Source organism: Pedobacter psychrodurus (assembly GCF_032678585.1).
Lineage (GTDB): Bacteria > Bacteroidota > Bacteroidia > Sphingobacteriales > Sphingobacteriaceae > Pedobacter > Pedobacter psychrodurus_A.
Genome location: NZ_JAVTSN010000017.1, coordinates 67,951 through 81,067 on the forward strand (window position 1 = coordinate 67,951; position 13,117 = coordinate 81,067).

12 protein-coding genes are annotated in these 13,117 nt (G+C 40.4%); 3 read left to right on the forward strand and 9 right to left on the reverse strand.

All coding sequences use genetic code 11. The features are described 5' to 3' along the window. Positions 1 to 36 precede the first annotated feature (36 nt). The 4 genes from R2S57_RS13155 to R2S57_RS13170 all read right to left on the reverse strand — a co-directional run bounded on the left by R2S57_RS13155 (position 37) and on the right by R2S57_RS13170 (position 5,038). Entirely contained in the window at positions 37 to 2,421 is a 2,385-nt protein-coding gene (locus R2S57_RS13155) for a ribonucleoside-diphosphate reductase subunit alpha (RefSeq protein WP_316845409.1), read from the reverse strand. Between the two features lie 161 nt (positions 2,422 to 2,582). Further along, positions 2,583 to 3,554, reverse strand: coding sequence for a ribonucleoside-diphosphate reductase small subunit (locus R2S57_RS13160; protein ID WP_316845410.1), 972 nt, complete (start codon positions 3,552 to 3,554; stop codon positions 2,583 to 2,585). A 455-nt stretch (positions 3,555 to 4,009) separates the two neighbouring features. Continuing rightward, complete coding sequence (locus R2S57_RS13165) at positions 4,010 to 4,390, reverse strand: septal ring lytic transglycosylase RlpA family protein (RefSeq protein ID WP_316845411.1); 381 nt, start codon at positions 4,388 to 4,390, stop codon at positions 4,010 to 4,012. A gap of 144 nt (positions 4,391 to 4,534) precedes the next feature. Continuing rightward, positions 4,535 to 5,038 (reverse strand): methionine-R-sulfoxide reductase, encoded by a 504-nt coding sequence (locus tag R2S57_RS13170; protein ID WP_316845412.1) that lies wholly within the window; start codon positions 5,036 to 5,038, stop codon positions 4,535 to 4,537. Between the two features lie 227 nt (positions 5,039 to 5,265). Between R2S57_RS13170 and R2S57_RS13175 the strand changes: the two genes are divergently transcribed. After that, positions 5,266 to 5,616 carry a hypothetical protein gene (locus tag R2S57_RS13175; RefSeq protein WP_316845413.1) on the forward strand — a complete coding sequence of 117 codons (351 nt, stop codon included), beginning with the start codon at positions 5,266 to 5,268 and terminating at the stop codon, positions 5,614 to 5,616. A gap of 185 nt (positions 5,617 to 5,801) precedes the next feature. Here the strand turns inward: R2S57_RS13175 and sucD are convergent, their stop codons facing one another. After that, entirely contained in the window at positions 5,802 to 6,674 is an 873-nt protein-coding gene (sucD, locus tag R2S57_RS13180; protein WP_316845414.1) for a succinate--CoA ligase subunit alpha, read from the reverse strand. 655 nt (positions 6,675 to 7,329) lie between these two features. On the opposite strand from sucD, the gene R2S57_RS13185 reads away from it, so the two are divergent. Together R2S57_RS13185 and R2S57_RS13190 are read left to right on the forward strand one after the other, a co-directional pair. Then, entirely contained in the window at positions 7,330 to 7,758 is a 429-nt protein-coding gene (locus R2S57_RS13185; protein WP_316845415.1) for a cupin domain-containing protein, read from the forward strand. Positions 7,759 to 7,825: 67 nt separating this feature from the next. After that, positions 7,826 to 8,515 carry a VIT family protein gene (locus R2S57_RS13190; protein ID WP_316845416.1) on the forward strand — a complete coding sequence of 230 codons (690 nt, stop codon included), beginning with the start codon at positions 7,826 to 7,828 and terminating at the stop codon, positions 8,513 to 8,515. A 152-nt stretch (positions 8,516 to 8,667) separates the two neighbouring features. Here the strand turns inward: R2S57_RS13190 and rlmF are convergent, their stop codons facing one another. From rlmF to R2S57_RS13210, 4 genes are all read right to left on the reverse strand, one after another. Further along, complete coding sequence (rlmF, locus tag R2S57_RS13195) at positions 8,668 to 9,684, reverse strand: 23S rRNA (adenine(1618)-N(6))-methyltransferase RlmF (protein ID WP_316845417.1); 1,017 nt, start codon at positions 9,682 to 9,684, stop codon at positions 8,668 to 8,670. Between the two features lie 306 nt (positions 9,685 to 9,990). Continuing rightward, positions 9,991 to 11,241, reverse strand: a complete 1,251-nt coding sequence (gene dctA, locus R2S57_RS13200; RefSeq protein ID WP_316845418.1) for a C4-dicarboxylate transporter DctA — start codon at positions 11,239 to 11,241, stop codon at positions 9,991 to 9,993. A gap of 401 nt (positions 11,242 to 11,642) precedes the next feature. Beyond that, positions 11,643 to 11,939, reverse strand: coding sequence for a hypothetical protein (locus tag R2S57_RS13205; RefSeq protein ID WP_316845419.1), 297 nt, complete (start codon positions 11,937 to 11,939; stop codon positions 11,643 to 11,645). Between the two features lie 127 nt (positions 11,940 to 12,066). Further along, the gene (locus tag R2S57_RS13210; protein WP_316845420.1) at positions 12,067 to 13,092 is read right to left on the reverse strand and encodes an isoaspartyl peptidase/L-asparaginase; all 1,026 of its coding nucleotides are present in this window, start codon (positions 13,090 to 13,092) and stop codon (positions 12,067 to 12,069) included. Between the last annotated feature and the right edge of the window lie 25 nt (positions 13,093 to 13,117).

The window sequence follows — 13,117 nt, forward strand, 5'->3', positions numbered from 1 at the left end:
TAGATTTTGAAAGTCCCCTTTAGGGGATTTAGGGGTTTATCCTGAACAGCTGATACAGCCTTCTTCCATTGAACAAACTGGTCCGTCAACGATTTCTTCTGCAACCTGATCTTGTGTCATTTCAGCAGGGATAACCGCTTCAATGGCTTTACCACCCTGGTTTTCTACCGTAAATTTAACGGCTTGAGATGCTGCCTGAGTACGTAAGTAATACATACCGGTTTTCAAACCTTTCTCCCATGCATAGAAGTGCATTGAAGTTAATTTTGATGTATTTGGTGCATTGATGAACAAGTTTAGCGATTGCGATTGGCAGATATAGGCACCACGATCGGCAGCCATATCGATGATATTACGCATTTTAATCTCCCAAACTGTTTTGTACAATTCTTTAATATAATCTGGGATCGAATCAATTGCCTGAACAGAACCATTAGCCAATATGATCTGGTTTTTCATATCGTTGTTCCACAAACCTAATGCAACTAAATCTTTCAATAAATGTTTGTTTACCACTACAAACTCTCCACTCAATACACGACGGGTGTAAATGTTAGAAGTATATGGCTCGAAACACTCGTTGTTGCCCAAAATTTGAGAAGTAGATGCTGTTGGCATTGGCGCAACCAATAATGAGTTGTACACACCATCTTTAACTACTTTTTTACGCAATGCATTCCAGTCCCAACGGCCACTATCTGGTGTAACATTCCATAAATCGAACTGGAATTTACCTTTTGATAACGGTGAACCTTTAAAGGTTTGGTAAGGACCATTTTTCACAGCCAAATCGTGCGAAGCAGTCATTGAAGCAAAATAGATCGTTTCGAAAATATCTTTATTTAAACGTTTAGCCTCATCACTTTCGAAAGGTAAACGCATTAAGATAAAGGCATCGGCCAAACCTTGTACACCTAAACCAACCGGACGGTGACGCATGTTTGAATTTTCGGCCTCTTGAACCGGATAAAAGTTATGATCGATGATTTTGTTCAGGTTTAAAGTAGCCTGATACGTTACATCATATAATTTCTGGTGATCGAAAGCACCGTTGATAACGAAACGAGGTAATGCCAATGAAGCTAAGTTACAAACTGCAACCTCATCTTTAGAAGTATACTCGATAATCTCGGTACACAGGTTAGAACTCTTAATGGTACCTAAGTTCTGTTGATTAGATTTGCTGTTCGCTGCATCTTTAAACAACATATATGGTGTACCGGTTTCAATTTGCGAATCTAAAATGGCAAACCAAAGTTCTTGTGCTTTGATGGTTTTACGACCACGGCCTTCGGCTTCGTATTTAGTATACAGCGCTTCGAACTCGGCACCAAAACAATCTGCTAAACCTGGTGCTTCGTGCGGGCAGAATAATGTCCATTCGCCATTATCTTTAACACGTTGCATAAACAAATCGTTGATCCAAAGGGCATAGAATAAATCACGCGCACGCATTTCTTCTTTACCATGGTTTTTACGTAGGTCTAAGAACTCGAAAACATCAGCATGCCAAGGCTCTAAATAAATAGCAAAGGCACCTTTACGTTTACCCCCACCCTGATCTACATAACGGGCTGTATCGTTAAATACACGTAACATTGGAATGATACCGTTACTTGTACCGTTTGTACCACCGATATATGAACCCGTTGCACGGATATTGTGGATACTTAAACCAATACCGCCGGCACTTTGCGAAATTTTAGCAGTTTGCTTTAACGTATCGTAAATACCTTCAATACTGTCATCCTGCATGGTTAACAAGAAACATGATGACATTTGAGGTTTTGGTGTAGCCGCATTGAACAAAGTTGGTGTAGCATGTGTAAACCAACGCTCGCTCATTAAGTTATAGGTTTTGATTGCACTCTCGATATCTTCTTTGTGGATACCAACAGAAACACGCATAAACAAGTGTTGCGGGCGTTCTACAATCTGGCCGTCAACTTTTAAAAGGTAAGATTTTTCTAATGTTTTGAAACCGAAATAATCGAAACCGAAATCGCGGTCGTAAATGATAGAACTATCTAAAATATCAGAATTTTTATTGATGATTTCCATTACATCATCAGCAATAAGTGGTGCTGCTTTTTGTGCTTTGGGATCAAAATACTCATGCAACATCTTCATCGTACCTGAAAATGACTTGATGGTATTTTTGTGCAAGTTGGAAACCGCAATACGCGATGCCAGCAAAGCGTAATCAGGGTGTTTTGTAGTTAACGATGCGGCTGTTTCTGCAGCAAGGTTATCCAACTCAGACGTAGTTACACCATCATATAAACCCTCGATCACCTTTTTGGCTACATCGATTGGATCTACCAGGTCTGAATTTAAACTATAGCACAGCTTTTGAATACGGGCTGTGATTTTGTCAAATTGCACCGCCTCTTTGCGGCCATCTCTTTTTAGTACGAACATATTTTATGAGATTTAAGTTTTATTAAGGTCGAATGAGTGAGTTTTGAATGAGAGAATGTTAATCCGCCCATCGCCCTAGCTCTATTCGTTGTAATTATTTATTTTTTCGACTGATAAAAGAGCATTCACTCATTCCATCATTCACTAATTCAAAATTCTGCCTAGAAGTCTTCGTCTAAAGAAAACGCTTGTTTATTATTATCAGCAGAGGTTAATACACCGCTTTTTTGATAATCGCCTACACGTTTCTCGAAGAAATTGGTTTTACCTTGCAATGAAATCATTTCCATAAAATCGAATGGATTGGTTGCATTGTAGATTTTTTTGTACCCCAATTCCTGTAACCATCTATCGGCCACAAATTCGATATACTGACTCATTAACTTTGCATTCATACCAATTAAGGCAACTGGCAATGCTTCGGTAATAAATTCTTTTTCAATTTCAACTGCGTCGCTGATGATGCCATGAACCGCTTCTTCACTTAATTTATTGCTCAACATGCTGTATAACAAACAAGCAAATTCGCAGTGTGAACCTTCATCTCTCGAGATCAGCTCATTACTAAAGGTTAATCCTGGCATTAAGCCACGTTTCTTTAACCAGAAGATAGAGCAGAAACTTCCGCTGAAGAAAATGCCTTCAACCGCAGCAAATGCAACTAAACGTTCGGCAAAAGTTCCGTTATCGATCCAGCGTAAAGCCCATTCTGCTTTTCTTTTTACTGCAGGAACAGTATCGATGGCATGGAATAAACGGTCTTTTTCTTCAGGATCTTTAATATAGGTATCGATTAACAGGGCGTAGGTTTCGGCATGGATGTTTTCCATCATAATCTGGAAACCATAAAAACAACGTGCTTCCGGCAATTGCACCTCACTCATGAAGTTTACAGCAAGATTTTCGTTCACGATACCATCACTAGCAGAAAAGAAAGCAAGGATGTGAGAAATGAAATGCCTTTCGCCATCATTTAAATTGTCCCAGTGTTTCTGGTCGTCAGAAAGATCAATCTCTTCTGCAGTCCAAAAACTAGCTTCGGTCTTTTTATACATTTCCCAGATTGCCGGATACTTAATCGGCAAAAGCACAAATCTGTCTTTGTTTTCTTGTAGTAATAATTCCTGTTCCATACGCTGATGTTTTTAATTCTATTTTTTTAACAGAGCCGACAAAGGCACGCATCCATCAATTTTATATGATGATTGTAATGTCTTTTATCAAAACGCTGTTGTGAAAGTGCTAACCCTATAACCTGACAAACAACTGAGTTTTTAGTTAGGAAAATTTAAAATTGCAATCAGGATGATGTACGTATAAATTACTAAAAACTAAGCTTTTATATTTGTTTTCAAGCGCAAGAAGTTAAAGAACTTTGTTATAACAAATATATATACGGTGGCCCTTTTTTGTGAATCAAAGTTGTTAACACCCTGTCCGATTGCTGGGGAAAAACGATCAGCCAAATATCATTTTCAAGCGAAAAAAAAGCTAATCGTTTCTTTTCAAGGGTTTAGCAAACCAAAATAAGTGTTAATAACTTAAATTTGAGGGGTATAATAAGCCCTGAATAGAGCTAAAAAGAGTACTACTCAACAGTATAACTCAGGCTAACCTTAGCTATGCCTTTATGGAAGATACCGATCTGTTTTGCAGCACGTTCGGATAAATCGATAGCCAATCTTTTAGAGAAAGGACCACGGTCATTTACCTTCACCACTACTGATTTTCCATTATCGGGATTAGTTACTGTAATCAAGGTGCCGAATGGCAGGGTACGGTGGGCGGCAGTTAGTTTTTTCGACCGGTATTTGGCGCCGCTGGTGGTTCGGCGGCCTTCAAATTTTCTGTGGTAATAAGTGGCGAGAACTGTTTTTTTGATACTATCCGGTTCATTTGATGACTCAGAATTTTGTGCTTTACCTTGTAAAAACAGGAAACAAAAACTTAATAACAGCAGATACTTCATAGGCTAAATTTTCTTTATCGAGCCTGCAAATATAAGCATTTAGTTTATAATCAATAATTTGTGGAAAAACAGCCTGATTTTGTGCATTAAAAAAGGCGTACAACTTGTCGCCGTACGCCTCTACCTAACCCTCCTACATCCACCTTATTTTTGATCTGGCACAAAATTCATGGAGATCGAATTTACACAATGACGGGTGTCTTTGTTGGTAAATCCTTCGCCTACGAATACGTGACCAAGATGCGCGCCACAGTTGGCACAAACTATTTCTGTACGCGAACCATCTGCATCAGGAATACGTTTTACAGCACCTTTAATTTCGTCGTCGAAAGCAGGCCATCCGCAATGTGCATCAAACTTGGTTTCGGAACGGTATAGGGCTGCATTACAACGTTTACAGGTATAAGTACCTTTATCTGTTGTATGTTCGTATTTACCTGTACCAGGGTATTCTGTACCTTTATTTACAATTACTCTTTCTTCTTCGGGTGTTAATGGATTCCAGTTCATTTTCTTCTTTGGTATGATTTGTTCTGTTTCCTTCGGTTGTTTTACTTCTTTCTTGTCTTGCTTTTGGGCGCAAGCGGAAAGACCTGTGGTTAAAACAACAGCAGAAATCAAAAATAGTTTATTTAACATCGTTTTCATATATCAATATACGCTTTAGATTAGGTTTTGGTTCGCTGGTTTAGGGGAATCATATTCTATTTACAGAATAATGATAAATGTGCCTTTTGAGTTTGGAGTTGACAGTAGGGAGTTTTCAGTTTTGGGTGCAGAACCTCACCCTGACAAAGTTTGGAGGCTATGTGCTTTCCTGCAAGTCCCTCTCCTGGAGGAGAGGGAAACGTGGGTAGGTGCTTTTAACCCAAAAGTTGAGTTGGGAGTTTTCAGTTTTGGGTGCAGAACTTCACCCTGACAAAGTTTGGAGGCTATGTGCTTTTCTGCAAGTCCCTCTCCTGGAGGAGAGGGAAACATGGGTAGGTGCTTTTAACCCAAAAGTTGAGTTGGGAGTTTTCAATTGGGAGTTTTCAGTTTTGGGTGCAGAACCTCACCCTGACAAAGTTTGGAGGCTATGTGCTGTTCTGCAAGTCCTTCTCCTGGAGGAGAGGGAAACGAGGGTTGGTGCTTTTAACCCAAAAGTTGAGTTGGGGTTAATAAGAATTGCAAATCATTGTAGAAAGCAAGAAAAAAGATTCAGATGCAAGAATACAACACATCAATAACCCGCTAGGTTACATTCCCAAACCCCAAATCCCTCTCTTCAAGGAGAGGGATAGCACCAGTTAGCCTCAACACTGACTTTGATAGGGAGAGGTTCTGTGCCTTCCGTGTTTCCGTGGCAACAATTAAACACAAAAAGCGCCCCGAATTTAATCGAAGCGCTTTTCTATAAGGAGATTTTTAAATCTTATTTTGCTAATTCTTCTGCCATTGCAGCACCGATTTCAGCAGGACTTTCTACTACACGGATACCACACTCACGCATGATTTTCATTTTAGCAGCTGCAGTATCATCAGCACCGCCAACAATAGCGCCAGCGTGGCCCATTCTACGTCCAGCAGGCGCAGTTTGACCAGCGATGAAACCAACAACAGGTTTAGTACCGTGTTCTTTGATCCAACGGGCTGCTTCAGCTTCCATTCCACCACCTATTTCACCGATCATGATGATACCGTGAGTTTCAGGATCGTTCATTAATAATTTAACGGCTTCTACAGTTGGTGTTCCGATAATTGGGTCACCACCGATACCGATAGCTGTTGTAATACCTAAACCAGCTTTAACTACCTGATCTACTGCTTCGTAAGTTAAAGTTCCTGATTTAGAAACCACACCTACATGACCTTTTTTGAAGATAAAACCTGGCATGATACCAATTTTAGCTTCATCAGCAGTAATTACACCCGGGCAGTTAGGACCGATCAACGTAACATCGCGGTCTGAAATATATTCTTTAACCTGAATCATATCCTTAGTTGGGATACCTTCAGTAATACAAACAATAACTTTAATACCACCTTCGGCAGCTTCCATAATTGCATCAGCAGCAAAGGCTGGTGGTACAAAAATGATAGATACATTTGCACCCGTTTCATCAACGGCATCTTTAACAGTATTAAAAACAGGCTTTTCTAAATGCAATTGCCCACCTTTGCCAGGCGTTACACCACCAACTACGTTTGTACCATAGGCCAGCATTTGCTCAGCGTGGTAAGTTCCTTCGTTTCCGGTAAAACCCTGAACGATAACCTTAGAATCTTTATTTACTAAAACGCTCATGTATCAATATTTTTTTTGTGCAAAGCTAATATTATTGAACTGGAATTCAAATCTAAAACCATATTATTTAGTCCGTTTTTTCAGGAAAATGTAAGGAAATGCTTTATGGCAGCTGGAGGCCTGCTGTGCATTAAATCTTTTTAATAACTACTGTCATGCTGAGGTACGAAGCATCTGCAGCCGATGAAATAGATACTTCGTACCTCAGCATGACAGCAAATTCAGGGTTGCTGCTACTAAAAAGTGTTGCACCTCCATTAACTGCCTAATGTTGGCACGGGGATTAGGTTTAGAAGATAAATATTTTTGGCTCCATATTAGGAGCAGACTTTTCGGTTATAAACCTGACAGTAGCGAGCATCCCGATTTCCATCGGGATAAAGCGAATGGCAGGGCAGAACCCGACCTAGGAACTACAAGCCACCCGTTTTCAAATCAAAAACATTAATGCTTAGGATTAGAAAATGAACAGTCTGGTTCTTTTGGAAGTCTTCAGTCCTGCTCTCCGTTCTTTCCGATGAAGAATCGGAACCACTGCGATCAGGTTTAGTAACAAAGTTCGGGAGCCTTAGGCAACATCCGGGCAAAACGCTTAAATTTACCCTTAGAGGCTAAAGACTAAACTCAAAATATAAACCAAATAATTAAACCTCATATGATCAAGAAATTAATCTCTATCGTAACTGTTTTTGCTGCAACTTTTATTTCTCTAAATGCCAATGCACAAAGTACCGATACGAGTAAATACATTCTTCAAAACGATGTTGAAGTGGCCAAAGAAGAATCAGGAACACATGATGGCGGCGGAAAAACCATTGGTTTTAACTTTTTTGCTGATGCCAAAAACCTGAAAACAGCCTTTCGTAAAAGAATTTTAAAACCAGGCTCTTCCATCGGTTATCATTTGCAAAAGGAAGATGAAATTTATTATGTACTGAGCGGAAAAGGAACCATGCAAATGAATGGAAAAACTTTTGCAGTTAAACCTGGCGATGCCATTTTAACCCGTCCGGGTAGCTCGCATGGTATCATGCCAAATGCGGACAACGATTTAACAATTATGATTGTTTACGAAAAGAAATGAGGATATTAGCCATAAGGGTCTTCGACTCCGCTCAGACTGACAAAAAATAGAGATCAGACACCAAACCATGGAACTGGAACAACATTATACCAATAGAACAGGCTGGCTAAGGGCTGCTGTGCTTGGTGCCAACGATGGCATCATTTCAACTACGAGTTTGGTGATCGGTATTGCCGCAGCAAGCGAGACCAGAAGTCCGATTGTATTGGCGGCACTGGCGGGTTTGGTTGCAGGTGCATTATCGATGGCAGCCGGCGAATATGTTTCGGTGAGCTCGCAGGCAGATATTGAAAAAGCAGATTTGGAACGCGAGAAAATAGAACTCGAAACCATGCCTGAAATAGAGCTGAAAGAACTGGCAAAGATTTATGTAGCACAAGGTTTAGATGAGGATTTAGCCATGCAGGTAGCCATAAAACTCACCGAAAAAGACGCTTTGGTGGCACATGCAAGAGATGAACTGGGCATCAACGAAATTACCCAACCCAAACCGTTTCAAGCAGCTTTTGCATCTGGTGCTTCTTTTATCAGTGGCGGCATCCTGCCCTTTTTAGTGGCTTTCCTTGCGCCTATCAAATCGATGGTATTTTATCAATATGGTTTTGCCATTGTCTTTTTGGCATTATCGGGCGCAATTGCCGCAAAAGCTGGAGGTTCGAATATGACTAAAGCTGTAATTAGAATTTGTTTCTGGGGCACAGTAGCCATGGTGATTACCGCTTTGGTTGGCTATCTCTTCGATACGAAGATCAGTTAACAGTTGGCAGTTGGCAGTTAACGGTTGGCAGTTTTCAGTTCTATATTCCCAGTTTTTGATTTTATCGAAAGGATTTGCAAATCCCTTTTAACCTAAAAAGCCAGACTAACTTTAATCGTTAATCCGGCTTTGCTTTACTATTATTGATTAGACTAAAGACTTTTGACTTCTGCCTTAGGATTATCTACTTTTGGTTTCGGTTCAGTTTTCCAACCTTTTGCCCACTCGGCCTGTGCAGCTTCATCATGGAAAGTCCAGGCTACAAAGCGACTGATTTTTTGTCCCTGGCTCATTTGAACGGTGGTAACCTCAAAAGCATTGGCTTTAACCAAAGCGCTATAAATGCTTTTTAAGTTGGCACTTTTTGATACCAAAGAGGTAAACCATAATACCTGGTTTTTGATCTGCTCGCTCTGGATAATCATCTGCTCTACAAAAGCACGTTCGCCACCCGGGCACCAAAGTTCGGCTTTGTTTCCACCAAAGTTTAATACGTGTTTTACCTCTTTTTCATTTCCACCCAGGTTGCGCCATTTCTGACGGGTACCCTGTTCAGCCTCTTTTAACGAAGCATGGAACGGTGGGTTACAAACCACGGCATCGAAACGTTCTTTACCACCAACAACACCTCTAAAAATACCCATTTTTGAAGATTGCTGACGGATTTCTACCGCACCCTGTAAAGGTTTATTGGCTTCGATAATACGTTTGGCAGAATCTACCGAAAGTGGATCGATCTCTGTTCCGACGAAGTTCCAGCCATATTCCTGATGACCGATGATTGGGTAAATACAGTTGGCACCTACACCGATATCCAATACATTGATGTTGGCTCCTTTAGGGCTTTTACCTTTGTTGCTCGACCCTAAAAGATCGGCAACATAGTGGATGTAATCGGCCCTGCCCGGAATAGGTGGACAAAGAAAATCGGCAGGGATATCCCATTGTGAAATGTTATAAAAATACTTCAATAATGCTCGGTTAAGTGCTTTAACGGCATTTTGATCGGCAAAATCGATAGAATCGTCGTTATGCTCGTTTTTAAAAACGAAACGTTTCAATTCTTTTGAGGTTGCAGTAAGTTGTTTGAAATTGTAACGCGAACGGTGTTTGTTGCGTGGATGTAACTCGCTTTTTTCTTTGCGGTTATTTTGTTCTTCTTGAGCCAATGTGCTATGAGTTAATTAAACAAGCTGTGTGCATGTTTCTGCTACAAAGATAGTTAATTAGTTGGGAGTTCGGAGTTTTTAGTTCGGAGTCACCTAGTGGGCCGGTATCCGTACCCATTAATTAGTTGGGAGTTCGGAGTTTTTAGCTGGGAGTTACCCAATGGGCCGGCATCCTTACCTATTAATTAGTTAAGGGTTCGGAGTTTTTAGTTTATAGCCCGATCAACTCCGAGCACTAAACTCCAAACTAAGGATTTGCTTTCTGCTCCCAAAACTGAAAACTCCAAACTGAGAACTCCAAACTTTCTATACTTTCTCTATTCGAATAGCATTTTGATATTTCTCTTCATCAAACTGGTTTTCACTTTTCGCAATTACGATGGTGGCCACTCCGTTACCGATTACATTGGTGATGGCCCTTGCTTCGCTCATAAAGCGGTCTACACCGATTAATATCGAAATGTGTTCGATGGGCATAATTTTTAATGCGGTTAAGGTAGAAACCAAAACAATGAAACCGCTTCCTGTTACCCCTGCAGCACCTTTAGAGGTAACCATCAGCACGCCTAAAACCGTAATCTGCTGTCCCAGGGATAAATCGACATGAAAAACCTGACAAAGAAAGATTACCGACATGGCCAGATAAATTGCTGTTCCATCAAGATTAAACGAATAACCTGTTGGGATCACTAAACCCACAACCGATTTATCACAACCAATAGCCTCCATTTTCTGCATCATACTTGGCAGTGCAGATTCTGAAGAAGAAGTACCCAATACAATTAAAATTTCCTGACGGATGTACTTCAAATATTGCCATAAACTGAATTTATAGTACCTGCAAATCCCATTTAATACAATAAAAATAAACAGGATGCAGGTGAGGTAAACCGAGCCCATGAGTTTGGCCATGCCCACTATACTTTGCAATCCGTGGGTACCGATGCTAAATGCCATTCCACCAAAAGCCCCGATTGGCGCCAGGCGCATAATTACCTTCATAATTTTGAAAAGCACTTTGGATATTTTATCAAATGCATGTAGAACGCTAGTTCCCTCTCCGCCCAGTTTATTTAAGCCATAACCAAAAAGAATGGCAAAGAGTAGAATCTGTAAAATATTACCTTCTGCGAAAGCAGCAATCACATTATGCGGAATGATGTGAAGAAAGAATTCGGCCCAGTTCATATCTTTGGCTTGCTCAGCGTATCCCGTAATCTTGGTTGCATCACCGGCTTTGGCAACCATTCCGGCACCTGGTTTTAAAATGTTGGCCACCAATAAACCGATTGCAATGGCTACGGTACTTACAATTTCGAAATACAAGAGTGCTTTACCCCCTACTCTGCCCACCTTTTTCATATCGCCCATATGTGCGATGCCTAAAACAATGGTAAAGAATATGATTGGGGCAATTAACATGCTGATCAGGTTGATAAAACCCTGACTGATTAATTTAGCGGTTGGTGCAAAACCAGGAAAGTAAGCACCAACACTAATCCCTATGATGATGGCTACAATAACCTGGAAGGTTAAATTGGAAAATATCTTTTTCATGTATGATGATTAAATTTTACTAATACAATCGTCATTCCCTCGCAGGCTGGAATCTTAAAGCCCAATGCATTACGATTATCTTCTATAAGCAATAGTGGTCCTCAATCAACCCGATAGTTCGGGTTGGGAATAACAATCTCGCTCAGCCCACCATAGGCGGTTTATTTTTCATTAATATCCATTAATTATTGCGTAAAAAAAGCAGAATATGAATTTGCAAGAGTCTAAAAATGAAAGATAGCGTAATTTTTCTTTTCGTTTAAATTCCTGAATAAAAATATAGGACAATAAGATGGCAATAACATAGCATCATTTCTTTGGATATACTCATACGCCAAGCGATTGAATCGCAATTTTATGCTGCGCAAACGAGCGCAAGCAGCATGGCTATGGATGACTGCTTATGGGCAGCATTGGCTCTGGCTCACTAAAGCAAGCCCCAAAACAGACCCTGGCTTTACCTTTTGGTTACCTTCCAGGTAAGCAATAGGTAACGAATAGGTAAGCAATAGGTAGAGAATAGGTAAGCAAAGGGTTAACATGGGGTTAACTTGGTACCTATGTCCTATACTGGAATAAGTTTTGTCTAACTTTTTCGATTGGGCAGCAATGCTTTTAAAACCCGAATCAGGGATTTCGCTGGCCATTGGGAGTATAATTATATCATATTTAGCATCTAAAGCAGCGATATTGAACATTTCTTTCATCAAGGCATCAGAACGGTTGCCGCCGCCGATAATAAACAGATTACCTTTAGCTGCTTTGTTTTGTGCGCTTATAATTAAGAAAAACCAACCAATAGCCAGCTTAAAAGGAGTTTCTTCATTATTTATAAATGTTTACTTCAATTTTTCCATCTGCTGTAATGGTACCTCGGTACATGCCTTCGGTATTGAATGGTAAAGCTACATTGCCTTTTTTATCTAAAGCAATCAGGCCACCATCGCCACCCATTTTGCCCACTTTATCCAATACAATTTTCGAAGCTTCGGCAACGGATAAGCCTTTATATTCCATTAAATCGGAGATGGTTTTGGCCACGACATTGCGGATGTAAAATTCGCCCCAGCCGGTACAGGAAATGCCAGCGGTTTCATTATTACAATAGGTTCCGGCGCCAATAATTGGTGCATCGCCCACCCTACCATATTTTTTGTTCGTCATGCCACCTGTAGAAGTACCTGCTGCCAGGTTACCGGCTTTATCTAAAGCCACACAACCTACTGTACCAAATTTGTAATCGTGGTTTTTGATACCGAACAATTCTGATTTCTTGCTTCCATGGTCTAATACCGCTTTCGTAGAATCCTCTTTAATGGCATCTTGTAAACCATCCCAACGTTCTTTTGTCCAGAAATATTTAGGATCAACGATTTCCAATCCGGCCTCTTTAGCAAACTGATCAGCCCCGGCACCAACCATCATTACATGTTCCGATTTTTCCATCACGGCCCTTGCAGCAGAAATTGGATTTTTAATGGTCGTAACCCCGGCAACAGATCCTGCCATTAAAGTTTTACCATCCATAATCGCAGCATCGAGTTCATTTCTGCCATCGTGGGTAAAAACAGCTCCCTTACCGGCATTAAAATGCGGATCATTTTCCAACACATGAATAGTGGCTTCTACGGCATCCAAACTCGATTTACCTGCTTTAATTTCGGCATAACCTGCATTGAGTGCCTTTGTAAGGGCAGCAATATATGCGGCTTCTTTTTCTGCTGTCATGTTTTTCTTCAGGATCGTACCTGCGCCACCATGGATCACCATTACATATTTTTTCTGTTGTGCAGAAAGGCTTAGTGTTATTGCCGAGAGTAAAAACAAGATAAACAGTCTTAATAATTTCATCTTCTTATTGGATTTAGAAAGGTGT